A 23,569-nucleotide genomic window follows, 5' to 3' on the forward strand; every position below is an offset into this window, starting at 1 on the left:
TGAAACGACTCCACGCCGATGATAGTGCGGATACCCGTGTGAAAGTAGGTAATCGCCAGGCTCTCCCTTGAAACCCCTCAGTACGAAAGTACTGGGGGGTTTTGCTTTTGCGGCTGGGGTTTCGCGGCAGTGATTTTACGGCTGCGATTTGCGGCAACGATTTTGCGCGATCACGTTTGCCAAATGAAATGTGAATCGCGGAGCGCGAAACCCAACACCCCGCGATTCAGGCCCGGCCTCAAGCCTTCTTCAACTGCTCCCGGATCGGCAGCGCGCGGATGCGCTTGCCGGTAGCTGCAAAGATCGCATTGCACAGCGCAGGCGCGATGGTCGGCATGGCCGGCTCACCAACGCCGCCAAGCGGTGCATCGAACCTGCCCGGCACCAGATGCACATGGATCTGGCGCGGCGCCGAGGGCGCGCGCATCACCTCGTACTGGTGGAAGTTGTCCTGCTGGGCGCGCCCGTCCTTGAAGGTGATCTCGCCCGTGGTGGCCAGGCTGATGCCCATGATGCAGGCGCCTTCCACCTGTGAGCGGATGCGGTCCGGGTTGACCTGGGCGCCGCAGTCCACCGCCATGTCGATGCGCGGCACGCTGATGCTGCCGTCATCGGCCACCACCACTTCGACCACTGCCGCCACGTAGGTCACGAAGCTGTAGCAGACAGCCAGCCCCAGCCCGCGTCCCTTCGGCAGCGTCTTGCCCCAGCCAGCTTCGTGCGTGGCCAGTTCAATCACGCCGCGCAGGCGGCCGATATCAAGCGGGTACTGCTGTGGCGATTCGCCGTAGTTCCAGGTATCGGACAGCTGCGTCGGGTCGATGCGCCGGTCCGGGCCGAGCAGCGCCAGCAGGTAGTCGCGATGATCGTGCCCGGCTGCCGTCGCCAGTTCGGCCGCGAACGATTGCACTGCGAAGGCGTGGGGGATGTTGGACACTGAGCGGAACCAGCCGATGCGGGTGTGCGCCTCCACTTCGGGGTTCTCCACGCGCACGTTGGGGATGTCGAATGGCATGTTCACCGCCGACATGCCAAGCTCGAACGTGGCTTCGTTCTTGGCGCCGGCCACGAAGGTCGACGTGATGGTGGAGGCGGCGGTGCGATGCAGCCACGCCTGCGTCTTGCCGTCGGCGCCGAGCATGGCTTCCATGTGCTCGACGGAGACGGTGTGGAAGTAGTCGTGATGCAGGTCGTCGTCGCGCGTCCAGGTTACCTTGACCGGCTTGCCGCCCATGGCCTTGGACAGCAGCGCGGCCTCGGCGGCGAAGTCCGGCTTGGACTTGCGGCCAAAGCCGCCGCCCAGCAGCGTCACGTGCACCGTGACGTCCTCCGGTTTCAGGCCGAGATGCCCGGCCACGGTTTCGCGCGTGGCCTGCGGCGCCTGCACCGACGTCCAGACTTCGCACTTGCCATCGGCGATGCGCGCCGTGGCAACCGGCGGCTCCATCGTGGCGTGCGCGATATGCGGCAGGTAATACTGCGCGGTGATGCGCTTGCCGGGGCCCGACAGGGCGGCCATCGTGTCGCCCTGGTTGCGCACCACCTTGCCGGGCTGGCTTGCGGCCTTTTCCATCGCGGCACGGAACGCACCGGACTCGTAGCTGGCGTTGGGGCCATCGTCCCAGCGCAGCTTCAGCGCCTCGCGGCCCTTGATGGCCGACCAGGTATTGGTGGCGATCACCGCCACGCCGCCCAGTGGGTTGAACATGGCGGGCACGGGGCTGCCGGCCAGTTCCACCACCTTGATCACGCCGGGCACCTTCATCGCCTGCGTGGAGTCAACGCCGGCGAGCTTGCCGCCGAACACCGGCGGGCGTGCGATGACGGCGTACAGCATGCCGTCGAGCCGCACGTCGATGCCGTACTGCGCGCGGCCAGTGGCAATGCCGTGGCCATCGATGCTGCGCGTGCTGTCCTTGCCGATATAGCGGAATTGGGCCGGATCCTTCAGCCTGAGGCTGGCGGCCGCCGGCACGGGCAGGCGCGCGGCATCCTTTGCCAGCGCACCAAAGCCAAGGCTCTTGCCGCTCGGCACGTGGACCACCGCGTGGTTGCGCGCCTGGACTTCGCTTACCGGCACATTCCAGCGGGCGGCGGCAGCAGCTTCCAGCATCATCCGCGCACTTGCGCCTACGCGCCGCATGGGCTCGAAGAAATGCCGCACGCTGCGCGAGCCGTCGGTGTTCTGGTTGCCGTAGCGGATTTCATCGCCGGGCGCCTGCACCACCAGCACCTGCGCCCAGTCGGCTTCGAGCTCGTCGGCCACCACCATCGGCAGGCTGGTGCGCACGCCTTGCCCCATCTCGGAGCGGTGGCAGACGATGCTTACCTTGCCATCTTCGGCAATGGAGAGGAACACCAGCGGGCTATCCACGGCGCCGCCAGGCATGCCGTCGCGGCCGTACTTCTTGGGCTCATCCGCTGCCAGCACGATGCCGTCCAGGCCAACAGTCAACGTCAGGCCGGCGAGGGCGCCCATGCTCTTGAGCCAGGTGCGGCGCCCGGCAGATTGCAGCGTGCTCATTTGGCGCTCCTCTTGCCCGTCGGCTGGGCAGACGGCTTTGCAGCCACGTTCGATTTAGCAACGTGCTGGATGGCGGCGCGGATGCGCGTATAGGTGCCGCAGCGGCAGATGTTGCCGCTCATGGCCCCGTCGATGTCTTCTTCGCTCGGGTGCGGGTTGGTGTGCAGCAGCGCGGTGGCAGACATCAACTGCCCCGCCTGGCAGTAGCCGCACTGCGGCACGCCGAATTCCTCCCACGCTGCCTGCAAGGCCTGCCCGATCTTGTCGGCCGACAAGCCCTCGATGGTGGTGATCTTCTTGCCGGCTACTGCCGAGATCGGGGTCACGCAGGAGCGGATCGGCTGGCCGTCCAGATGCATGGTGCAGGCGCCGCACAGGGCCATGCCGCAGCCAAACTTGGTGCCGGTCAGGCCGAGGTGATCGCGTACCGCCCATAGCAGCGGGGCGTCATCGGGCAGGTCGATCTTCTGCGGCTTACCGTTGATCGTGATGGTTCTCATGTTTTTTTGTGGGGGTGGTGCAACGGGGACGAGGGCTGGCGGACGAGCCAGGTGCCTGCGCTGCTTTGCGCAAAGCGCATTGTGATGCCGGCGGCTGGTACTGGGGAATGGCGTTGGCGGGATTTGTTAATTCCACAAACTGGAATGATGGCACTGCGGAGAACACTCTCGCGCCATCTATACGGCGATTGTCGACAATCGGAATGCGGCTGCCAGAGCCTATGGACCGGCAATCCGACGGTAGAATCCGACTAGCATTCCGCTGACACGATCTGGAGATTGCCGATGGTTCGCCTGCTGATGCTCTTGCTTGGCGTGGATTACTTGCGTATGCGATGGCGCACGCTGGCTTGGGCCGGATCCATCAGCGTGATCACCGGGGGTGCACTGTTTATCGACGCACTCGATGGCCGGCTCGATTTCCCGATCGAGCCGTTTGCATGGCTGCTGTTGCTCGAAGGGCTGGCTACCATGGCGGTGGCGTGGACCGGAATGGGCGGCCAGCGCACGCTGCGCTATGTCAAGGGTATGGCGTTCAGCGTGGCGGCGATCCTCGTGCTGGCCGGCCATCACCATGGCCACATGATCCTGTCGCTGTTGTTCGGCCTGCTGTTTCTGGCCGACGGACTGCTGCAGGTGGCATCGGCACGCCTGGTGCGCTTTCGTACGTGGCGGCTGGCGATGGCAGGTGGCATCGTCGAGATTGCAGTGGCGATCTTCTTTGTCCAGCCCTACCCCACGCACTACGCGGGCACCGTGCCCTACTGCGTGGGCCTTGGCCTGCTTTTCGGTGGCTGGAACATGCTGCTGCTCGCATCGCGCGTGCGCAGGCTGACCGGAAATCCGGGACTGCCGGGCACATCGGAAGCCGGCTCGGCTGATGATGCGGACCAGCGACTCACGACATGGAGCGGCCCGCCCGCAGCCAACGAACACGCGTTGACCGTGCACGTCTGGACGCCGGTGGGATCGGCAAAGACCGAAGCGCGCCGCCAGCCGATCATCGACCGCTATATCGCCGCGGTGGACCAAAATGGCGTGATCTCCACCGGCCACGCGGCACTGGAATCGCCAGAAGGCGTCTACATCAGCCTCTACCCGGCGGTCGAGATCGACCGCGCGCCCGACGATTTCACCCGACTGCTGCGCGCCACGCGCGAGAACGACGTACCTGGCACTTTCCAACCCGACTATCCGACCGAATCGAAAGCGTGGTGTCCGTCGACGGTGCAGGTGCGCATCCGCAACTACGACGCGCAGCGCCTGCGCGAATTCTGGGATGCCTATCAGCGTGACACCACGTACAACCTGACCCACCGCAACTGCTCAAGTACAGTGGCACGGGCGCTCGATGCCGCGCTGGAAGGCGCCGGCGCGCGCGTATGGACGCGGCTGGACGGGTGGTGGCCGTTGTTCCGCCTGGTACTGACTCCTGAACTATGGGTCGCGGCGCATCTACGCAAGCGCGCCGCGACGATGGCGTGGACGCCGGGCCTGACCCTCGACTACGCGCGCGCCATGAGCATGCTGGCCGATCCGCGTCCCTTCGCCTGGGCCACGTTCATCGGCACGCTGAAGCGGCGCAGTTCCGCCAGCCCGGCGGACGATCGAGACGCCTAGGAGCTGGCGACGGCGGAGCCAACTATAGCTTCGGACGCGTCACCCCCCTTCCGGTGCCGAAATTCGTCTGGTGGCAGGCCCATCAGGCGATGGAACATAGCGATGAACGCTGATGCGCTGCCGTAACCGAGGCGGGATGCAATCTCCTCGACCGTGTGCGATGCATTTAGCAAAGGTATCGCTTTAACAACCCGTAGCCGTTGCCTCCATTCGGCCAATGACATACCTAGATTTTTCCGGGCGCGCCGTGCTAGCGTCCGTTCGGTCGTTTTGGCCAGCTCAGCGAGCGCGGGCAGTTGGGGAGTATCACCAGGAGCATTTTCCAGGAGTCGGAGGATAGGTTCTAGCAGTGGGTCGGTTGTGTACTGGAGGTAACTGCCATCGCCTTGCTATGATGCGGGAACGCCCCGCGGACTCTACAGCCACGGGGCTGTTTCCTGTGCCGGGACCGTCAGCTTGCGCTGCTGTCCCGGCGCCGTTCAATGCAGATACGGCAGTACCTTGGTGTGCTCGGCCTGCACCGCCTGCAGCTCGTGCGGCTTGAGTCCAAGCAAAGCGAGGATGGTCGGCGCGATCTGGTTGGTCTGGACCGGTTCGTCGACGATGTTCTGGTCGATGCCTGCACCCCACACAACGATGGGTACGTGACGGTCCTGCTTGGCATCACCGCCGTGTTCGGCGATCTTCGACAGTTTGCCGCCGGCCCAGACGGTACCTTGCTGCGCAATGCCGACGAGATCCGGCGCGCGATCGTCGCCGTGCGCCACGCCGAACAGGTCAGCGGCTTCTTCGCTGGCGTAGATCTTTCTCACCCCTGCCTGGCTGAAGGCCTTGGCGATGGCGTTGCCAGCAGCGTCGGAGCCGAGGCCGTTGCCGGAATAGCCGAGCAGGAAGCTCCTGGCAAAGCTGATCGCGGCGGGGGAACGGTCGTTGAACCACATCAGGATCCCGTCATCGTCGATCGCATGGGCCACCAGATGGGATCTGGACGAGTCCTTGCATGTGGCGGCGTATTTTTCCCAGGCGCAGTTCAGCGCATCGATCATGTCGCCATCGTTGATGATGGTGAGATCGGCGCGGTTCCGCGGGGACTGGCCGTGCTTGGCCGACAGGACTACCACGGTGCTGGTGCGGTCGAGGGCGCCGACCATTGTCGCCAGCTGGTTGTTGACGAAGGTCAGCGCGCTTTGCAGCACCACGCCGGGCGTGGTCCCGTTCATGGTGTAGCCGCCCAGGCCGCCGGCAACCTTGGTGGCGGTGTTGTTCGGATCCGTGTAGTAGCTGGATTTGTTGAGCTTCTGCGCGGTCGACACGGCCTGGAAGTTCATGCCGAAGATGGCGGGGGTGCCCGGTGAGCCGTTGCCGGCATGGTCGTGGCCCTTGATCCAGTTCAGGACGGCTTGTACCTTGAGGCTGTCGTAGCGCTGTGTGTTGGTGTTGTCCTTGGTCCAGTCGTCACCCGGGCCGGCGGGCAGCGACGGATCGGTTACCGAGCTGTTGATTTCGGGGGCAAACAGATCGTCGATACCCTGGCCGGACGGCCCGTTGAGGATCTCGTAGGCGGCGTGCTTGTCCGACCAGGCGGTGCGCAGTCCATGCTTGTGCGCGACCTCGAATATCGTGTTGACCTTGAGATACTGATGCGGATAAACCGGCTGGCAGGTCTGCGCAGAGACCGGCAGCAACGCCGGGTTGATCAGGTCTTGCGGGTGCCCGGTCAGCTGCGAAATCCTGGAAAAATCCGAGTACAGGCCGGGGATGCCTTGCCCGCTGTCCAGCCGGTTCAGGTCTTTCGCAATCACTTCGGCGTAATACACTTCAGCGCCTGGCTTGGTGCTGCGGCAACTGGCTGCCTTGGTGCCGGCCGGCAGCAGGCTGCGGCTGTAGGCGTCGTCGTAGTAGATGCCGGTGGTCCTGGGGTTGCCACCCGTGGCCTGGCCGACCATGCCGGGGAAAGAGTCCGAGGGGAACGGCGTTTGTGCATTCCGGTAGGCAACGCCATGGCGGACAAGTTGCGCAAGGCTGGAGGCCGGATTTGCGTTGACGAACCAGTCCAGGTCGGCCTGATGCAGGCCATCGACCGAAACCAGCAGCACATGCTTGGCACGCGGCTGACGGGCGTCGTCGTCCGCGCGTGCGGACGTGGCCAGTCCGCATGACAGCGACAGCGCCACGGCCAGGGTAAGCCTTTTTGTTGCTCGCATGATATCTCCTCGAATGACTGCCACAGGGCAGCCGGGAGACGCTATCAACCGCCCATGTCCGATCGGTGTCAGCGAATGGCCGGAGAGGTAACAAATTGTATGGGTGCCTTGAAGCTCCCGGAGTCGGGCATGCCCCGCGTCGGCAAGCCGCGAGGCGAACAAGCGAATCGAGCACGAGGCCGGCGGGCTTTGACGCCGCGGGCATGCCACGACACCGCATCTCAGGCGGTGTCGTGGCGGATGGCCAGTTGCGGGTACGGCATCAGACGTTGGCGCCTTCGGTGAAGACATCGACCTTGCCGCTGCGAGCGCCGTCGGTGTAGGCATCGAAGCTGCGGGCCGGTGTAGCCGAGACGCCGGTGCGATCCAGGCCGGCAACCAGCGCGCCATCGGTGTACGGGTCAAACTTGCCGGCACGTGCGCCATCGGTGTAGGCATCGAAGCCGCGAGCCGGCGAAGCCGAAACCCCCGAGCGGTCCAGGCCGGCGATGCGTGCGCCTTCGGTGAAGGTATCCAGCTTGCCGCTGCGCGCACCGTCGGTGAAGGTGTCGGTGGACCGGAAGTCGTAGCCATACTTGTCGGCGGGGACCGAGGTGCGGAATTCATAGCCGTACTTGTCGCCGGCGAGGGTGTCCTTGGCGGAGGCGGCCTGGGCGGCGCCAATGGCGGCGAGCGACAGCACGAGGGTGGAAGCGAGCTTGAGGGCGAAGGTCTTGGTCATGATGTTCTCCAGTATCTTAAAATTCGTTGAATTTCGTTGATTGTTCGCTGCGACTGCCAGAACGTTGCTTTGTTTGTGCGCGCCGTCCATGTAACGAACTATAGGAGAGTCATCGGCGCGTTAGACTAGTCTTATCCGGATAGTTTATTCAGAATTTTTGAATTAACGTCGGCGGCATCAGGTTGCTGGCAGCGCTCGGCGCTGACAAGGTGCCTTAGCGAGGTCGCTGCTCTGCGCAATGGCACGAGCGCCCCGGCTCGCAAGCCGGATCTCCGGGTTTCCGGCTCCCGCATTTTCCAAGGCGCCCGGCGCGTGTATCCCGCCGTGGCCGGCTCCTGGGGCCATCGTTGCTTTTTTTCCACTTCGGCTTCCTGTAGAAAGTCACGTTAGACTGGTCCCACTGTTTGATCGGGCACGTTTCAACTGGTGCACGATTTCGGCTGAAACGCGCAAGGCCAGCGGTGAGAGTCACATGGGCAACTGTTTGACGTCGAGGGCGGTGAATCATGGCATTTACATACACGCTGATTGATCTCGCTGGTTCCATAGCGCTGCTGCTGTTGGGCACCCAAATGGTTCAAACCGGTCTGCAGCGCGCCTTCGGCGCCGGCCTTCGGTCCCTCCTGGGTCGGGCGCTAAGCGGGCGATTCCGCGCCTTTCTCGGTGGAATGGGTGTCACGGCGATATTGCAAAGCAGTACGGCGACCGGACTCATGACTGCCGGCTTTGCTGCCGAGGGGCTCGCCGAGCTTGTCCCCGCCCTTGCCGTCATGCTCGGCGCAAACGTCGGCGCGACTTTTCTCGTGCAAGCGCTGTCCTTTGAGGTCGCGGCAGTCTCACCTGCGCTGATCCTGGTTGGTGTGCTGATGTTCCGCAAGGTATCGAACACGCGTGCGCACGATCTGGGCCGCATGTTCATTGGTTTGGGCTTGATGCTGCTCGCGCTGAACCAGCTGCTGATGTTGATGACGGATTATGAGGATGCCCCCAATCTTCGCATGCTGCTGGGCGCCGCATCCACCGTACCGGTGGTCGATGTTCTGCTGGCCGTCGGCTTGACCTGGGCCGCAAATTCGAATGTGGCGATCGTTCTGCTCGTCACGGCGCTTTGCGCAAAGAACGTGGTCCCGCCGGATACCGCTTTTGCACTGGTATTGGGTGCGAACCTCGGCACCGCGATCAACCCCGTGCTGGCAGCAACCACGCCGAGCGATCCGGCATCAAGGCGACTACAGGTTGGAAACCTGCTCATGCGCGCGGTCGGCGTCGCGGTGGCACTCGCTGCGCTCGGGCCAATAGGCCGGTTCATGGTCACGATCGAACCTGACAATGCGCGTGTGGTTGCCGATTTTCATACGCTATTCAACCTGGCTCTCGCCTGCCTGTTCCTGCCGTTGCTTTCCGTCTACGCGGCCCTGCTAAGGCGGCTGATGCCGCCGCTTGTGGAGGTCTCCGACGCATCACCGCCACTTCACCTCGATCCGGCTGCGAGGCGGATTCCGATGATGGCGCGCGGCAACGTGGCGCGCCTGGCTGATGTCCTCGGCGAGATGCTGTCGGGTCCCCGCGACGCGTCGGTTGAACGCGACCGAAAACGCATCGCGGAGGTCGGTCAGCGTGACGACATCCTGGATAGCCTGCATGGCACGACCGGGCCGCACCTGAGGTCTCTCGATCCCGAGCATTTCGTGGAGAACGACCTTCCGCGCTTGAGCCAGAGAAGATACGCGGCGTATGGCGAAGAGAGCATTGAATTCAAGATCAAGGAACACCGAGGCTACACGCTCGAACACGTTGGCGCATTTGGCAAGCCGCAGACATTTTACCCCGCGAAGTCACTGTGGCTCACTTTGCAGGATCTCCAGGTCGTCCAAGAACTAGAGCCAGCTGGAGGTGCAACGCAATCGACGCTCGCTACCTACATCCACGGGACCGCGCGCTTCGACGACAGTCGCTTGTCCATTATTGGTGAATCCGAGAACGGCACGCGTACGGTCCAGATCTCCTTCGCAGCCCGCGAAATCGGCGTGGCGGACCAGCAAGGCCTTCGTGAATGGCAAGAAGCGCTTGGCATTACCTTCTCCGACGCGCCGCTTGGCACAGCAAGGCTCGGCTATAACCGCTCTGACCGCGAGATGCAGGAGCCGGACCAGTGGTGGGCGTCGTGCCACGTGCCAGAAAGCAGCCTGCAAGCGCTTTGCGAGGGCGTTGAGAGCGGCCGGCTCACCGCCGTTAAGGTCGGGCTATGCCTGCGCAACATTTACATGTCCGACCAGGGTATGGCTGCGCTGCCAGGGGAGGCATGCCTGTTCCTTAGACCCGGCAAGAGCGATAACACCGTGGAGTCGCCGGAAATCGCAAGCGGATATGTTGTTCATCTCTCGCTGGATCTGTCGAAAGTCAGCTTGCGCCGGCTCGAAGAAGAACAGGGTTCGCACGAGGTGCCGCCGCTTCAAGAGCAGATAAACACTACTGGGACAGATGCCATTGGCGTACTGGTGGAGAAGCTCGGCAAGCTGGTCGCAAGCTTGAAATGGCTGGCGGCGCTTGTCGCTATCCTGGTTATCGTTTTTGCATTGAAAAACCGATGATCGAGAGCGTGTCGCATATTGCGTAATTGCTCAAGAAGAGCAACCGATGTCTAGGCTCTACGGCTTGAGGAGCGGCATCACCTGCGTCTCAAGTTGCGGCAGGTCGATGGTCGGCTCAGCGTGCCAGCCGTCCCGTTGCAGGATGCCGTTCCGATCGATTACGAACGTGACCGGGATCCGCCATAGGCGGCCAAAAGCCTTCACGTCAGCATCGCCGATAAAGGCCAGCGCAAAGGAGAAGGATTTCATCACCGAAAGTGCTTCCGCCTGATCGCTGGCCTTGTCGATATTGACAGCGATGACGTCCACCCCCAGCTTGTGATTCTTTTCGTAGAACGCCTCAAGCGCGGGCATCTCCTTGCGACACGGCGCGCACCAGCTTGCCCAGAAATTGACAATCGTAACGCGGCCTGCCGCAGTGGCTGGCGTTACGTGCCGCCCGTCCGCGAGCTTGATGTCGAAGGCCGGGACCGGCTCACCGACCTTAAGCTCGCCTGCGATAGCCGGCACCGGCACTGACAACAGGGCGGATAGCAACATTGGCAGCGCGCGCATCATTGACTCCTCGTGGCACTGCCGGAAGGCAGCCTTGCTGCGGGATGCGGACTCAGCGGCGCGAAAACGCCATGCACCACCCGTGAGGACTGATAGGGCCCTCCAGGATCTTGCAGGTGCCAGTATCGGAATCCGGTGCTGTCGAGGGCCTGAATGAACTACAGTCGGAGCACGAATGCCCATCCTTAGGGCTCTCCTGGTAGTGGAGCATCCCCTTCGTCGCGGAAGCGGACTTGGCGGCTGGCGAGTGAATCGCGATCGGAATCAGAGCAATGGATCCGAGCATGATGGTGCCGCGACGAAGCAAGTTTCGGCGGGACAACGGTATGATTTTCTTCACGGTGTTTCCTCCCTGATACAGGCTTAGAACATGAACCACGCATAGAAGAACAGGGTGTTGTTATCCGCTGCGCGTCTGAGCGTCGAATCGTAGTTCGAGTGGCTACCATTGAACTTGGTATAGCCCGTATATTGCAGACCAAAACGCACGTTCATTTGCGGGTCCCAGGCAAATTTAAACTTCGGCCAATAGTTCAGCTCGACGAGATAGCCCGTCGTATCCGGCTTGCCCGTTGTCGTGCCAAACCTGGCGAAATCGGCGTCGCCTGTCACCTTGAATGCACCGGCGGTAATGCCATAGGTGCGGTCGAATAGATAGGTGATCTTCGCTCGGGTCGAACGCAGGCTCGAGCTGGGATTGTCATTGCTCCCGTTGGGAAAGCCGGATCGCCAGTCGGTTTTTTCGTTGATCATGGCAGCCTGCGCGCTGATGATGTGGCGATCATCCTTGCTGAAGAACTGGTATTGGGCATCGAATCCAAGATCGCGAAACCGGTCTGCGGGTGTTCCGCCGCTGTCCGGCACTTCGACCGAGGCAATTGTTCCAAAGTGACCGATCATGAAACTCTGGTGTTCATCGCCGATGGTATAGGCGATTCGCCAGTACGGATTGGCACCAGAGAGTGAAACTCTTTGACTATCCGGGGTGCCCGCGCGCAAGACAGAGAGTGCCCCTTTTGCCGTTTGATATGAGGTCGCCTCAAGGTATAGGGAATCCAGCACGTGCGCATAGGCACCAATCCCCGCAACCCGGGCACCCGACTCCAGGAACGTTAGTGTGCCTCGGCCCGGGGCTGCGATGCTCGGGCTCCAGTACGGAAAGCTCCAGGCCGGTGCCGTATTGAAAACGTCCTGAACGGTGGGGTTGTTGTGCAATGTCAGGCCGACAATCGTTGGCTTTTCTTCCGACCCGAACATTTTCACCACACGTAGATCCGTATTGTCGAGCGCACTGTGCCCGGCGAACGTCTGGTTATCCGTGGTGCTGATATTGTTATAGGTCCACTGGATGAAAGCACCGGCGTTGTCCGTGATCTTCCCGCCGGAGAACAGGCTGATGGCTTCCGCAACAAACTCGTTGTTCTTGCCGTAGAGCTTATCGCCGGTCGATTTGTCGGTGTTGTCGTTGATGGAGTTGCGCGAGAAGACTGCCATCAGCGCTAGCGGAACCTTCTCGCGTTCACCCAGCGTGTATCCGCCAAGTTTGAATTTCCGTCCGAATGGTGTCAGCTCAGGATAGATCGTGTGACAGGACGCGCAATTCAGGCCGGTTTGCCTGGCAAAAAGCGGATTGGCCTCTGTCCGCGGAATGAAGCCAAAAATGACGATCAGCCAAAGCGCAAGCACGGGGCTTCTAATGACAGCACAGAGGGTCTTCATTGCGGTTCTCCCGTCGGCCTTCCGCTCGGCTTCAGTCTTACAGAAAACTCTAGGTCAGCCACGCGCAGTCGTTAAGGGGGAGATCTACTCCTGCTCGCTTGGGTGCATCCATCCTTCGCTTGGGATAGAGCGCATCGCGAGCGCGCCCTCGCGCGAGGGCGTAACGGGATGGGATGGTTTGCCCTACCACAGCTGTAGGGAACCAACCCATGCCGTATCTCATTGCTCATCTGCACAATGCAGTCTGGGGGATCTCCAGATGCGTGCTCGCGTGTTGCCGCCCTTGCTGAGAGTTGGCTTTTTCATTGCGTCCTTCGCACTGGGCCTGGCTTGCCCGCGCATGGCAAAGGCCCAGATATTCGGCGCCGTCGGTGCCGATGGATCGATCATGCTGACAGACAGACCGGGCAATCCGGCGCTGCACCTGGTTGTCACTTCCAGCGAGCCGCCAGCGCGGGGTGCAAGAAAGGACAATGCCACCGGTGCTTCCGCGACGATGGATTCCGCTCAGTATTCCGAGATCATCGCCGAGGCGAGCCGCGATGCCCGGGTGCCACCGGAGCTGATAACGGCGGTGATCGTGGTCGAATCCGGATACAACCCGAACGCGGTGTCCAAGAAGGGAGCGCGTGGCCTGATGCAGTTGATGCCAGAGACCGCCAGGCGGTTTTCCGCGGGAGACATCCTCAATCCCCGCGACAATGTGTTGGCCGGCGCCAAATACCTGCGCTTTCTCCTGGATCTGTTCAGAGACGATGTTGAGCTGGCACTGGCGGCGTACAACGCGGGAGAGAATGCGGTGATCCGGGCGGGCTATCACATCCCGGCGTATGCGGAAACGCAAAGCTACGTGCCGATGGTGATGGCGCACTACCGGCGCTTGAGCGGTAGCAGGAGCCCCTAGGCAGCGGGTGCGCGCGCATGGCGCTCGGAGCGATTGATAACCCGCTTCTCGCCTCCCGCCGGCGGGCCGGAGGCGCCTGTCGTCCCTATTGCTGAATCGTCGCGCGTTGCATCTGGGCACTGATGAACCCGGCGCTCGCGTTCTTGAGGGCGAGCACTTGCAACTGCTGGCGAATTGCGCCCTTCATCTGATCGAATGTCGGCACCCGGGTCGCACGCTTGGCTTCCAGCTTGACGATCACGCGGACGTTATCGACGGCAATCGGCGCGGGCGTAACGCCGCCGGCGGAGAGTTGCGTCACGGCCTGCGCGACCGCTAGCGGCACACCTTGCGTCTTTCCCTCGGCCGCGGGCGTTTTGAAACTGACCCATGGCATTTCACCACCGTCTTCCTTGCTCGAAGCAATGCTGTACTCGCGCACGAGCGCGTCGAAGGCCGCACCTGAGCGCAATCGTTCAAGCACTTTCGCTGCCGTAGCATCGTCAGCCACGGATAGAATCCGCAGCTTATACTCCTCGTCGCCCATCAAGCCAACGATCTCGTGGTAGCGCGCGTTGACCTGCGCGTCGGTGATCGGCTCGGGATGGATGTTGTCCCGCAAGTAGAGTTCTGTCTCCGCAGCAACCTTGCTGGCATTGACCGCTTCCTGTACCGCCGGCTTCATGCCGTAGTTCTGCTTTTCGGCACCCTGGCGCAAGACCTCGCGCGCAATGAGTTCCTGCTTGAACAGCCGGCGCAGCTCGGGCGTATCCGGCTGACGCGCCGCGCGCATGGCGTCGCCGAGCCGCGCTAGCGGAATTGCCACGCCATTCACGATCGCCAACGTGTCCGTTGGCAAGCTGCCGCCTTCCTTGCTGATGGCCTGCTGGGCGAAAACGGGTGCTGCTTGGCCAAGCGCGAAGGCGATGGAAACGGCGATGACGGTCAAGGCATTCGTTTTCATTTGCATCTCCCAGTTGCGTGTCGTCAACAAGATCGCTGCCGTGGGTCGAGGGATGGCAGCGGCACGCCGCGGCGCTTGATTCCTCCCGGCCTTTGCATTTTGCTGGTGGCCGGTCAAGCTCGCCATGGGTCAACACCCTACAGATGAGGTAGGGCTACCCACCAAGGAGCCGCATCGTACAGGCGATGAATGATGGGGGGCGTGATCCGCACCGCCTTGCATTGGGGGATCTTGCCCATGCCTTTTGGCGTGGATTACCACTGTTCTTGTTACCCGCTTGGCCGAGCATAGTGATAGAAGCCCGGGACTGGCGTTGCCTCGCTTCGCCCCCGGATGTCCCGGGCCGTTATTGAATCGCTGAGGGAGACCATCATGAACAAGCTCACCGCCGCCGCACTTGCTTGCAGCTTGGCGTTCACAGCTGCAGGCGTTCTTGCTGCCGATGACACGGTTGGCGACATCGCCATCAAAAGCCTGATGAATCACGAAGTCACGGCCCAGGAAGGAGCTCCGAGCGATGCGGAGAACAACCGTGGCATGGCTGCGGAGCCGATGAAGGACGAGCCGGCGAGTCCCGACAGCATGAGCGAGCAGCAGATGAAAGACGAGCCGATGAGCCACGACAGCGTGGCCGACGATGGCGCCAGGAATCCGACGGAGCAGTAGTCCGGATCGCTGATGGCGAGGCGCCTGCGCAGCTTGCCCAGATCGTGCCGCTATTCCGGCCCGGCCTTGAACTGGTCATGACGCGAGGCCTTTCTCTCTCGGCACAAGCAGAACACCCAGGCCTTCAGGGACAGCTAGCCCCGTGTGCCAAGCGCCTTGGCGCGTACCGTTGCTTGCCGCACAGAGTGCCGGGCGTCCACGGCATTGCGCGTCAAGCGCCGTTTGGGCCGATGCATGGAACGTCCGCATTCGCTATATGCAGGCCAACCGTGACGTTATTGTATTAGCGGCAATGCATTGAGCTTGTGTTTGAATGGGTTGTGCCGAATACAGCCCTAATCCATCTGGGTGGTGTATCTCCGTGAATTTAGTTCCTAGCCTTGTATTACAGAAAGTTACGAAACGCGAAGACCAGCTGGGAGAGGTCATGATGAGCAAGCGCCGGGAGGGCCGCACCGACCTGCTGCGACATCTCCATGTCAGCGGAGAATCGTGCCGAAGCCATCACCATCTGGCCACCAGGCGTTGTGGGCGCGGCTCCTCGTCAGGTCCCTTGATTCCGAGTGGGTGCTGGCCGGCCAATGCTCCGCGTGCGCGCCACAGCGGCAGCCTAAGGCGTACCTGCATCGTTCAGACCAAGCGCATAGCGAGAATGATCGCGTGACGCAGCACGGTTTCGCGCCCCGTCCCCCGGAGGGCACTTTTTTCATGCCGGCGGCACTTACGGCCGCACATTGTTTCAAGCCATGCTTTATAGGAGATTATCGCTGATTTTGGCAAATCGCAACAATGAATAACAGAAGAAAATAGGGTGGTAAAGGGAGGGGGAAGTGAATATAAAATATAATGTTCTGATCGTCGAAGATCATCACCTTCTACGAAGCGGCCTACGCTCGATGGTATCCGGCATCGGCGAGTTCAATGTCGTCGGTGAGGCGAAAGACGGCAGAGAGGCGTGTCATCTTGCTATCTCATTGAATCCGGACCTGATCCTGATGGATTTATCGATGCCCGGCATGAATGGAATCGATGCGATCTCCGCGATCCGACGCCGAACGCCAGCCGTTCGGATCATTGCGCTCACTGTTCACCAAAGCGACGAGTACGTCCGGGAGGCGCTGCGCGCTGGAGTGGACGGCTACGTCTTGAAGGATTCTTCATTCGAAGACCTGGTTTTTGCGATGCATGCCGTCATGCAGGGCAAGAAGCATCTGAGTTCGGAAATGTATGGAAACCTGGTGGAATCGTTTGTTAGCGGAAATGACCATTTGGCTTCGAATAAGAATGCGTGGGATGTGCTTACGGCCAGGGAACGCAGCGTCCTGAAGCTCGTTGCGGAAGGACGATCCAATAAGCAGGCTGGGCAATACCTGAACCTCAGCCCAAAGACCATCGAGAAGTATCGTGCCAGTCTGATGCATAAGTTAGGGATCACAAATCTGACTGGGCTGGTTCTGATCGCAATCAACATGGGCCTGATCACCTCCCTGGCCAAGCGATACTATGATCCGAATCGCAATGAAGACCCGCCGCTGACGCATGCACATGAAGCGCCCAATGACAGCGCGAGCAGCGCCGATGACGTTCGGGATGGCCAGTCCGGCAGCACCGCCGGAAACGAGGATCGGCTTGGTTGTCCTCGTCGCGACGCTCAAGAGTAGGTTGGTTGGGGTGGGCGGCGTGCATATGGCCGCCCGCACAGCTTGCACAGTTTGCGTGGCAACGAGGTACATGTCCGGACCACAAGCCGATGCAGGGACGTTGTCGTTGTCCCGCGGCGGATCAGGCTCTCCACGTTGCCGAGACGAGGGTCCCGCTGCACTCGCTTGACTGGAGCGAGAAACTTCCGCCATTCGATTCGACCCGCTCTTGCATCCCGATCAGGCCCAGCCCCGAGAAGGACGCGTCGTCGGCCGAAAGGGGAAGCTGCTCGAAGCCGATGCCGTTGTCTTGTATCGTTAGCAGGATGTCGCTTGCGTTGCGTTGCAATGTCACCCTGATCTCGGTCGCCACCGCGTGCTTCACGACGTTGTTCATTGCCTCTTGCGCCACCCGGAACATATCCGCTTTGAGACTGTCCGGAATCTCGTCTTCCCTGACCCGGCAATCGAAGATGACGACAACCTTCCCGCTGCCGCGCTCTATCTGCCTGCACAGGGATGCCAACGCGGGGACCAAGCCCAGATCATCAAGCAGCCTGGGGCGTAGTTCGTTGCAGATCTGGCGCACCTCGCCGATGGTTTCACGGATACGCAGTACCGTGGTATCAAGTAACGCAACGGCCTCCTCGACGTTGCCGCGCTCGATGCGCAGCAGTGAGTCTTCAACCATCAGCTTGATCAATGTCAGTGCCTGCCCGAGGCCATCGTGGAGCTCCGAGGATACCCGCTTGCGCTCTTTCTCCTGTCCGATCATCAGGTGCGTGTAGAGGCGACGAAGGTCCGATTCAGGACGGCTCAGCGCCTCGATGCTGCCATTTTGCAAAATGACGGGTTCCTCGAAGACAACCAGGAACGCGCTGAAATTGCCCTCGCTATCCGCAATGGGTTGTTTGTGCAACAGGATATCGGTGTCCCGGCCTCCTCGTCCGCGCAAGACCGCACCAAAGGAGTGAAACGCACTTGATGCACTGCCGGAGAATCCCTCGCTAACGCGTTTCTGATCGCTGTCCTGAACCAGTTCGACAAGCGATTTGCCTATCAAGTCCGCAATCGAATAGCCAAACATCGCCGCGGCGCTGCTGTTCGCCGACAAAAAACGTCCGCCCGGCGCGAGAATGGCCAGAGCGGTACCGTGAACATCTGTTATCGCGCGCAGGACCCTGTTGCTCGAATCGATCGCGGCCATCATCTTGCGCATTGCATCGGTGACGTTACGCAGTTTCAGATGCTCTCCTCCGTGGGGAGTGCTTGCGCTCATCGGAACTCCTAAAGTGCTGCTGCGGCCGCGGTCCGCGCGAGATGGACGGAAAGCGCCAGTCACCTCCTTACGCAATGGCGATGTCCAGGAACACGGAACGACGCCGCCTAAGGGCATTTCCCTTCAGGTGTGTCTTATTGTATGTACCCGGAAAGCCAAATGCCAATACGGCTCATTGCCGTAGCAATGTGGAGGGTCTCTACCCATGTCGTTCGGCGGGTATCCCTACTTCTTTCCCATCGTTCGCTAGCCAAGAATGAGAAAAAGGCCGCGGCTGGGCCGAGGCGATCGTCCCGAGGGCAGGGGGTTTTCCATGCGCATCGATACGCAACTGAAGAATTTGGGGCGAACCAAGGGCTTCACGCTGCTGGAACTGCTGGTCGTCCTGGTCATCATCGGCTTGCTGGCAGGCCTCGTTGCACCAAAGTACTTCGCTCAACTCGGTAAGTCAAATATCAGCATCGCCAAGGCGCAGATCAGTTCCCTGGGCAAGGCGCTGGACCAGTATCGCCTGGATGTGGGGTCCTACCCGACCACGGAAGAGCGGCTTGAAGCCCTGGTGGCAAAACCACAGAACGAGCCGCGCTGGAGCGGGCCCTACCTGGAGAAGGCCGTGCCGCTGGATCCATGGGGCAGACCCTATCAATACCGCTCGCCAGGCGAGCATGGTGACTACGATCTGGTCTCCTTCGGAAAGGATGGCCAAGTTGGAGGCGATGGCGAGAACGCGGATGTCACGTCCTGGTAAGCGTGCCCTGCCTGCGAAGAGGTAGCGCGCTGGTTGTATGGCCCGACAGGGAGAACGAGGTGAAGTACCTGATGCGCGTCTTTGATACCTGCGGCGAGGTGCAGTCAATCCACATCGACAGCGACTCGCCGGCCAGTGCGGCCGCAACGGCGCGCTCGCGCGGGCTGCGCGTGGTATCGATTCGGCAAAGCGCCGGCGCCAAGCGCGGGCCTGGCCGCTGGACGGCGCTGCAGGTAACGAAGTTCGACGTCGAGTTGTTTGCGAGAGAGCTGGCCGCTTTGCTGGACGCCGGTGTTGGCGTGATCGACGCTTTACGCACGCTGGGCAGCAATGAGGGCCGCGATGCCTCGGCAAGAATCTACCGGCAACTGCTAAGGCAACTGGATGAAGGCCACGCATTGTCCGCCGCGCTCGAGCATGCGGAGGATGTCTTCCCGACGGTCCTGATAGCCTGCGTAAAGGCCAGCGAGCAAACTGGTGGCCTTGCCGAAAGCCTGAAGCGCTATTCGCGCAATAGCGCCACTCTGCGAGAATTGCGTGCCCGGGTGGTTTCCGCGGCCATCTATCCGTCCGTCCTGATGGCAGTTGGCCTGGCCGTGGTTTTCTTCCTGCTGGCTTTTGTCGTCCCGCGTTTCGCGAACCTGCTCGAGAACAGCGGCCGCGAACTTCCGCTGCTGTCGCGATGGCTGATGGCCTGGGGCGGCTTGGTCCACGCGCACGGGTCTTCGCTGGTAGCAGGCTTCGCGGTGATTCTGCTGGGATCGATCGTTGTGCTGCGCCGGCAGGGCGTGCGCGACTGGATTGCCGATCGCATCCTTGCGTTGCCCGGCATCGGCATGCATTTCCGTATCTATCGCCAGTCGCAGTTCTTCAGAACCTCGGCGATGCTGGTCGATGGCGGCATTCCGGTGGTCCAGGCACTCGATCTCGCCCGTGGCCTGATCGGCCGTGGCGACCGCGTGGCGCTCGCCACGGCGATGAATGCCATCCGGAACGGCGGAAAGATGTCCGACGCATTCCAGGATTGCGGGCTGGCAAGCGCGATTACCTATCGATTGCTGACCGTCGCCGAAAAGACCGGCGGCCTGGGCCCCGTGCTCGACAAGATCGCCGGATTCCAGGAGGCAAAGGTGTCACGGGCCATCGACGTGATCTCGCGATTGGTCGAGCCAATGATGATGATCTTCATCGGCGTGGTCATCGGCGGCATTGTTGTCCTGATGTATTTGCCAATTTTTGAAATAGCCTCCAGCCTCCAATAGGTACGTCATGGATCCGAACGGCGCGAATATGGAAAGAGGGAGCGTTCAGTTCCGGGCCACCCTGCGCGAGCTCGGCGAGCGCCACGGCTCCGGGATACGCGCCCTCGAGGCACTGTTTGCACAACAGCCCATGGGTGCCGACGAGGTTCTCGCGCAACTGGCGGCCGAGTTCAGGATGGTCCCGATCAGTATCCGTGAGCTCCATCAGCTTGAGCCGGAGTTTGAAGTCCTTCCCTTTGTCGAGGCGGCGACCAGGCTGTGCGTAGGGTTCCGGCAGGGAGCCGGCCTGCTATTCGTGATCGCCGACCCGCTGGACACGCGTACACGCAGCTGTGTCGATCAACGCATGCGCGCACGCCCTACCGTGCACTACAGTTGGTCGCTGGCCAGCGTTGGCGATCTGACTGCCTACCTGGCCGCACGTGAAAAGGATGTGCGTGCCCTGGACACGCTCGCTTTCGATGACCCGATACAGCGTACCAACGATCCGTCCGCACTGGCCCTGACGCTACAGGGCATCAGCAGCGACGACAGTGCGGTGGTGCGCCTGCTCAATTCGACGATCTACGACGCATTGAAAATGAAGGCCAGCGATATTCACCTTGAATGCCGGGCGAACGGCCTGGTGATCAAATGCCGTGTGGATGGTGTGCTGACGGTGGTCGGCCGGGCGGAAGGGCGAGGCGTCGCCGACCAGGTGCTATCGCGCGTCAAGGTGATCTCGGAGCTTGATATCGCCGAGCGGCGGGTGCCGCAGGATGGTCGCTTCAAGGCCCAATATGCGGGGCGAGACATCGATTTTCGCGTGTCGATCATGCCGAACCTGTTCGGCGAGGATGCCGTTCTTCGCATTCTCGATCGCTACCAGCTATCGCAGGCGTCGGGTGGCTTGACGCTCGAGGCGCTCGGCTTCCAGGAGGCTGATATGCGCTTCATGCGCTCGGTCGCATCGATGCCGTACGGCATGCTGCTTGTGACGGGGCCCACGGGCAGTGGCAAGACCACCACCCTTTACGCAATCCTGACCGAAATCAACGACGGCCTCGACAAGATCGTGACGATTGAAGACCCGGTTGAGTATCAGTTGGGCGACATCCTCCAGATTCCGGTGAACGAAGCGAAGGGGCTGACGTTCGCCCGGGGGCTGCGTTCGATCCTGCGACACGATCCCGACAAGATCATGGTCGGCGAAATCCGCGATCCCGAGACCGCGCAGATCGCCGTGCAGGCGGCGCTCACGGGGCATCAGGTCTTTACGACGGTGCACGCGAACAACGTGTTCGATGTGATCGGCCGCTTCACCAATATGGACGTCGATCCTTATAGCTTTGTGTCCGCATTGAACGGCGTGGTGGCGCAACGCCTGGTTCGCCAATGCTGCGCCGACTGCGCGATCGAGGAGGCGGGAGACGCGGACGCGCTGGCACGCGCCGGGATCGATCCCGAGGTGGCAGCAGGCTTTCGCTTCCGCAGGGGGCTTGGCTGCGCCGCCTGCCGCGGCTCGGGCTATCGTGGGCGACGCGCCATCGCGGAAGCGCTGCGGATGAACGACGAACTGCGCGAACTGCTGTCGGAGCGGGCACCGCTCGGCCGCATCAAGAGCGCGGCGCTGCGCCACGGGATGGAAACCCTGCGCACCGCGGCGGTCCGGCTGATGGCGAAGGGCGAAACGACCCTCGAGGAGATCAATCGTGTCACGATCGTCGAATGATGTCCTCGCAATCGGGCTGGGCACCTGTGCAGCCGCGGTCGGGGTGCGCCCCACAAGGCTGCAGTATCTGCTGCGCCTGGCGCAGCGCGCGCGCCGGGGGGCAAAAGCTGTCGCCGCGCCGCCGTCCCTGCCACCGGTCATCGAGCACGCCAGCATCGCGATGGCCGAGACACAGCATTTCTCCGAGCAAGGAGCGCTCGACGTCCTGCGTCAGGCGTTGGCGCAAGCCCCCGGTGTTCCTGGACGGGCGACAAGATCGAAGCGCCGTGCGTTCATTGTGCTGGATGATTTCTGGGCCAATCACGGGATTCTGCGGGGCGACTTCCGCACCATGCGCGCGCGGGAGGTCGACGATATCGCACGCAGCTATTTCGCGGAGACATTCGGGCTGGATGGTGATGCCATCATGATCCGCACCGTGGTGCAGCGGGGCGGCAGGGCCGTGTTTGCCAGCGCGCTGTCGAGATCGCTGCACGATGGTATCCGCGATGTCAGCACGGCGGCGAGCGTGGAAGTGCAAAGCCTGATGCTCGGGCTGCCTCAGGCGATGAATCGGGCCCGCCACTGCGTTGACGGTAGTGCTTCGATGCTGGTGGTGGTGGCCGAAACCGTACTGCACGCCGTGCTGATGAACCATAGCCGCTGGGTCGCCTATGGCGCGCATCGTCTGTTTGCCGACGATGTCACCGATACATTGCGGCTTGCGGCCATTGCCGAGCAAGTCTTCGAACGGTTCTCGAATACGCGGCGAGAGGACTGCAAGATCTATCTGGGCGGGATCGACCTTGATCCTTCTGCGTTCGAGCAACGGTTCGCCACCGTGCGCTGCCTGCAGGAGATCGTGTCGAGCGCTTCAGCCCCGCTGCGCTTGATGGGGTTCGCGCTATGATGCCGCCGCTCAAGATCGATTTCAGCCGGCGCCCGGCAACACTGGCGCCGAGCGGCGTCGTGCTGCTGGTCTTGGCGGTATTGATGCTGCTGCTCGGCGCCAGGGCTCTGTGGCTCGCGTATCAGGACAACGATCGTGCCCGAACCGAGTTCGGGATAGCAGCGCGCGAAGAGAACGCCAGTAAGCGCCCGCCCAAGACCGCGCCCACGCCTGCCGCCAAATTGGCTGAAAGGCAGGCCGAGGCGATCCTGCGCGAGCTCACGGTGCCATGGCAGAGCCTGCTGTCCATCGTTGAAGATTATCCTGCCCGCGACGTTGCGCTGATCGGTATTGATCAAAGCCCAGCGCAGAGCCAGATCCGCATCACGGCGGAGGCCAAGGATGCCGACGGGATGATTGCGTACCTGAAGTATCTGCAGGGCAGCGTGCTCCTGCATGAGGCGGTGTTGAGCGGTCACCTGATCGAGACCAACGTGCCCGGGACGCCGGTGCGCTTCCAGATCGTCGCAGTGTGGAGAAAGCCATGACGACCCACCGGCTTGCCGATCTGCTGCTGACGCTGCATTTCGAGATGCGGCGCACATTTGGCGTGCCAGGCCTGCTTGGCGCGCTGGCGCTAGGTGTGGCCGCCGCGACATGGACCGCGATTCCCACCGTGGAAGCGCAGACCAGAGGCTTGCTCGACAGCGCACGGCAGGCCCGTGCTGCGAAAGCACGATATCCCGGCGGCGCTGGCCGGGCGCCGGCCGACGTGAATTCCCTGGGCAAGCTGCCGGCTTTGTTCACGACCTTCGCCGAGAGCGGGAACGACATCGCCGTGATCTTCTCCCAGGCGCGTGAGAGCCATCTGACTCTGGGATCGGCACAGTACCAGATCGTTACGGAGCCTGGGGCAGGATTTACGCACTACCAGGTCGTGCTGCCGGTCAAGGACCAGTACGGCACGATTCGCCGTTTTGTTGCATCCGTTCTCAACAGCGTGCCAAACGCCGCGCTGCAGGAGATTCATGTCGAACGGCCAGCGGTGGACGGCAATGTTCTCGAGGCCCGTATCCGCTTCGATCTGATCTATCGGACGAGCCGGCCATGAACA

21 protein-coding genes are annotated in these 23,569 nt (G+C 61.9%); 11 read left to right on the forward strand and 10 right to left on the reverse strand.

What is annotated here, in order from left to right:
- Positions 1 to 238: 238 nt before the first annotated feature.
- Both AC1RQK_RS35935 and AC1RQK_RS35940 read right to left on the reverse strand, forming a co-directional pair.
- Positions 239 to 2,524: a xanthine dehydrogenase family protein molybdopterin-binding subunit gene (locus AC1RQK_RS35935; protein ID WP_492814157.1), complete on the reverse strand. Its 2,286-nt coding sequence runs from the start codon at positions 2,522 to 2,524 to the stop codon at positions 239 to 241.
- Positions 2,521 to 3,024: a (2Fe-2S)-binding protein gene (locus tag AC1RQK_RS35940; protein ID WP_174424795.1), complete on the reverse strand. Its 504-nt coding sequence runs from the start codon at positions 3,022 to 3,024 to the stop codon at positions 2,521 to 2,523. The genes AC1RQK_RS35935 and AC1RQK_RS35940 overlap by 4 nt, the downstream gene beginning before the upstream one ends.
- Before the next feature lie 285 nt (positions 3,025 to 3,309).
- Between AC1RQK_RS35940 and AC1RQK_RS35945 the strand changes: the two genes are divergently transcribed.
- A complete protein-coding gene (locus AC1RQK_RS35945; protein WP_492376757.1) occupies positions 3,310 to 4,644 on the forward strand; it encodes an HdeD family acid-resistance protein in 1,335 nt (444 codons plus the stop codon).
- Here AC1RQK_RS35945 and AC1RQK_RS35950 read toward each other — a convergent pair.
- The 3 genes from AC1RQK_RS35950 to AC1RQK_RS35960 form a co-directional block, all read right to left on the reverse strand.
- The gene (locus AC1RQK_RS35950) at positions 4,641 to 4,994 is read right to left on the reverse strand and encodes a helix-turn-helix domain-containing protein (RefSeq protein ID WP_492814203.1); all 354 of its coding nucleotides are present in this window, start codon (positions 4,992 to 4,994) and stop codon (positions 4,641 to 4,643) included. The genes AC1RQK_RS35945 and AC1RQK_RS35950 overlap by 4 nt on opposite strands.
- Before the next feature lie 129 nt (positions 4,995 to 5,123).
- Positions 5,124 to 6,848 carry an alkaline phosphatase family protein gene (locus AC1RQK_RS35955; protein WP_492814160.1) on the reverse strand — a complete coding sequence of 575 codons (1,725 nt, stop codon included), beginning with the start codon at positions 6,846 to 6,848 and terminating at the stop codon, positions 5,124 to 5,126.
- A 262-nt stretch (positions 6,849 to 7,110) separates the two neighbouring features.
- On the reverse strand, positions 7,111 to 7,569 hold the full coding sequence (locus AC1RQK_RS35960) for a hypothetical protein (RefSeq protein ID WP_492387214.1): 459 nt from the start codon (positions 7,567 to 7,569) through the stop codon (positions 7,111 to 7,113).
- A 506-nt stretch (positions 7,570 to 8,075) separates the two neighbouring features.
- Here AC1RQK_RS35960 and AC1RQK_RS35965 point away from each other — a divergent pair.
- The gene (locus AC1RQK_RS35965; RefSeq protein ID WP_492376461.1) at positions 8,076 to 10,160 is read left to right on the forward strand and encodes a Na/Pi cotransporter family protein; all 2,085 of its coding nucleotides are present in this window, start codon (positions 8,076 to 8,078) and stop codon (positions 10,158 to 10,160) included.
- Between the two features lie 57 nt (positions 10,161 to 10,217).
- On the opposite strand, the gene AC1RQK_RS35970 is transcribed toward AC1RQK_RS35965, so the two are convergent.
- The 3 genes from AC1RQK_RS35970 to AC1RQK_RS35980 form a co-directional block, all read right to left on the reverse strand.
- Complete coding sequence (locus AC1RQK_RS35970) at positions 10,218 to 10,718, reverse strand: TlpA family protein disulfide reductase (protein WP_492376460.1); 501 nt, start codon at positions 10,716 to 10,718, stop codon at positions 10,218 to 10,220.
- Positions 10,719 to 10,767: 49 nt separating this feature from the next.
- Positions 10,768 to 11,001: a high-potential iron-sulfur protein gene (locus AC1RQK_RS35975; protein ID WP_492387220.1), complete on the reverse strand. Its 234-nt coding sequence runs from the start codon at positions 10,999 to 11,001 to the stop codon at positions 10,768 to 10,770.
- 77 nt (positions 11,002 to 11,078) lie between these two features.
- Positions 11,079 to 12,434 (reverse strand): cytochrome C, encoded by a 1,356-nt coding sequence (locus AC1RQK_RS35980; protein ID WP_492376459.1) that lies wholly within the window; start codon positions 12,432 to 12,434, stop codon positions 11,079 to 11,081.
- Between the two features lie 259 nt (positions 12,435 to 12,693).
- Between AC1RQK_RS35980 and AC1RQK_RS35985 the strand changes: the two genes are divergently transcribed.
- Positions 12,694 to 13,338, forward strand: coding sequence for a lytic transglycosylase domain-containing protein (locus AC1RQK_RS35985; protein ID WP_492376458.1), 645 nt, complete (start codon positions 12,694 to 12,696; stop codon positions 13,336 to 13,338).
- Positions 13,339 to 13,423: 85 nt separating this feature from the next.
- On the opposite strand, the gene AC1RQK_RS35990 is transcribed toward AC1RQK_RS35985, so the two are convergent.
- The gene (locus tag AC1RQK_RS35990; RefSeq protein ID WP_492376457.1) at positions 13,424 to 14,281 is read right to left on the reverse strand and encodes a peptidylprolyl isomerase; all 858 of its coding nucleotides are present in this window, start codon (positions 14,279 to 14,281) and stop codon (positions 13,424 to 13,426) included.
- 372 nt (positions 14,282 to 14,653) lie between these two features.
- Here AC1RQK_RS35990 and AC1RQK_RS35995 point away from each other — a divergent pair, with 372 nt between their 5' ends.
- The gene (locus AC1RQK_RS35995) at positions 14,654 to 14,947 is read left to right on the forward strand and encodes a hypothetical protein (RefSeq protein ID WP_492376456.1); all 294 of its coding nucleotides are present in this window, start codon (positions 14,654 to 14,656) and stop codon (positions 14,945 to 14,947) included.
- 830 nt (positions 14,948 to 15,777) lie between these two features.
- Positions 15,778 to 16,608 (forward strand): response regulator, encoded by an 831-nt coding sequence (locus AC1RQK_RS36000; RefSeq protein ID WP_492376455.1) that lies wholly within the window; start codon positions 15,778 to 15,780, stop codon positions 16,606 to 16,608.
- 121 nt (positions 16,609 to 16,729) lie between these two features.
- Here AC1RQK_RS36000 and AC1RQK_RS36005 read toward each other — a convergent pair whose 3' ends face one another.
- Complete coding sequence (locus AC1RQK_RS36005) at positions 16,730 to 17,866, reverse strand: PAS domain-containing sensor histidine kinase (RefSeq protein WP_492376454.1); 1,137 nt, start codon at positions 17,864 to 17,866, stop codon at positions 16,730 to 16,732.
- Positions 17,867 to 18,179: 313 nt separating this feature from the next.
- Here AC1RQK_RS36005 and gspG point away from each other — a divergent pair, with 313 nt between their 5' ends.
- Genes gspG through AC1RQK_RS36035 form a run of 6 tightly spaced genes read left to right on the forward strand, consistent with a single transcriptional unit; the run spans position 18,180 to position 23,566 of the window.
- Positions 18,180 to 18,614 (forward strand): type II secretion system major pseudopilin GspG, encoded by a 435-nt coding sequence (gene gspG / locus AC1RQK_RS36010; protein ID WP_492376453.1) that lies wholly within the window; start codon positions 18,180 to 18,182, stop codon positions 18,612 to 18,614.
- Between the two features lie 59 nt (positions 18,615 to 18,673).
- Positions 18,674 to 19,876 (forward strand): type II secretion system F family protein, encoded by a 1,203-nt coding sequence (locus AC1RQK_RS36015; RefSeq protein ID WP_492376452.1) that lies wholly within the window; start codon positions 18,674 to 18,676, stop codon positions 19,874 to 19,876.
- 7 nt (positions 19,877 to 19,883) lie between these two features.
- A complete protein-coding gene (locus tag AC1RQK_RS36020; RefSeq protein WP_492376451.1) occupies positions 19,884 to 21,587 on the forward strand; it encodes a GspE/PulE family protein in 1,704 nt (567 codons plus the stop codon).
- Positions 21,568 to 22,476 (forward strand): hypothetical protein, encoded by a 909-nt coding sequence (locus tag AC1RQK_RS36025; protein ID WP_492376450.1) that lies wholly within the window; start codon positions 21,568 to 21,570, stop codon positions 22,474 to 22,476. Before AC1RQK_RS36020 ends, AC1RQK_RS36025 begins: the two co-directional genes overlap by 20 nt.
- Entirely contained in the window at positions 22,473 to 23,003 is a 531-nt protein-coding gene (locus tag AC1RQK_RS36030; protein ID WP_492814166.1) for a hypothetical protein, read from the forward strand. Before AC1RQK_RS36025 ends, AC1RQK_RS36030 begins: the two co-directional genes overlap by 4 nt.
- Positions 23,000 to 23,566: a hypothetical protein gene (locus tag AC1RQK_RS36035; RefSeq protein WP_492376448.1), complete on the forward strand. Its 567-nt coding sequence runs from the start codon at positions 23,000 to 23,002 to the stop codon at positions 23,564 to 23,566. The genes AC1RQK_RS36030 and AC1RQK_RS36035 overlap by 4 nt, the downstream gene beginning before the upstream one ends.
- Positions 23,567 to 23,569 lie beyond the last annotated feature (3 nt).

Source organism: Cupriavidus sp. GW822-FHT02D05 (genome assembly GCF_058802485.1).

Coding starts and splice junctions, on each gene's coding strand:
- AC1RQK_RS35980 (WP_492376459.1), bottom strand. CDS start 12,434: ATGAAGACCCTCTGTGCTGTCATTAGAAGCCCCGTGCTTGCGCTTTGG.
- AC1RQK_RS35940 (WP_174424795.1), bottom strand. CDS start 3,024: ATGAGAACCATCACGATCAACGGTAAGCCGCAGAAGATCGACCTGCCC.
- AC1RQK_RS36035 (WP_492376448.1), top strand. CDS start 23,000: ATGACGACCCACCGGCTTGCCGATCTGCTGCTGACGCTGCATTTCGAG.
- AC1RQK_RS35965 (WP_492376461.1), top strand. CDS start 8,076: ATGGCATTTACATACACGCTGATTGATCTCGCTGGTTCCATAGCGCTG.
- gspG (WP_492376453.1), top strand. CDS start 18,180: ATGCGCATCGATACGCAACTGAAGAATTTGGGGCGAACCAAGGGCTTC.
- AC1RQK_RS35970 (WP_492376460.1), bottom strand. CDS start 10,718: ATGATGCGCGCGCTGCCAATGTTGCTATCCGCCCTGTTGTCAGTGCCG.
- AC1RQK_RS35945 (WP_492376757.1), top strand. CDS start 3,310: ATGGTTCGCCTGCTGATGCTCTTGCTTGGCGTGGATTACTTGCGTATG.
- AC1RQK_RS35935 (WP_492814157.1), bottom strand. CDS start 2,524: ATGAGCACGCTGCAATCTGCCGGGCGCCGCACCTGGCTCAAGAGCATG.
- AC1RQK_RS36020 (WP_492376451.1), top strand. CDS start 19,884: ATGGATCCGAACGGCGCGAATATGGAAAGAGGGAGCGTTCAGTTCCGG.
- AC1RQK_RS36005 (WP_492376454.1), bottom strand. CDS start 17,866: ATGAGCGCAAGCACTCCCCACGGAGGAGAGCATCTGAAACTGCGTAAC.
- AC1RQK_RS35995 (WP_492376456.1), top strand. CDS start 14,654: ATGAACAAGCTCACCGCCGCCGCACTTGCTTGCAGCTTGGCGTTCACA.
- AC1RQK_RS35960 (WP_492387214.1), bottom strand. CDS start 7,569: ATGACCAAGACCTTCGCCCTCAAGCTCGCTTCCACCCTCGTGCTGTCG.
- AC1RQK_RS35975 (WP_492387220.1), bottom strand. CDS start 11,001: ATGCTCGGATCCATTGCTCTGATTCCGATCGCGATTCACTCGCCAGCC.
- AC1RQK_RS35985 (WP_492376458.1), top strand. CDS start 12,694: ATGCGTGCTCGCGTGTTGCCGCCCTTGCTGAGAGTTGGCTTTTTCATT.
- AC1RQK_RS35990 (WP_492376457.1), bottom strand. CDS start 14,281: ATGAAAACGAATGCCTTGACCGTCATCGCCGTTTCCATCGCCTTCGCG.
- AC1RQK_RS35955 (WP_492814160.1), bottom strand. CDS start 6,848: ATGCGAGCAACAAAAAGGCTTACCCTGGCCGTGGCGCTGTCGCTGTCA.
- AC1RQK_RS36030 (WP_492814166.1), top strand. CDS start 22,473: ATGATGCCGCCGCTCAAGATCGATTTCAGCCGGCGCCCGGCAACACTG.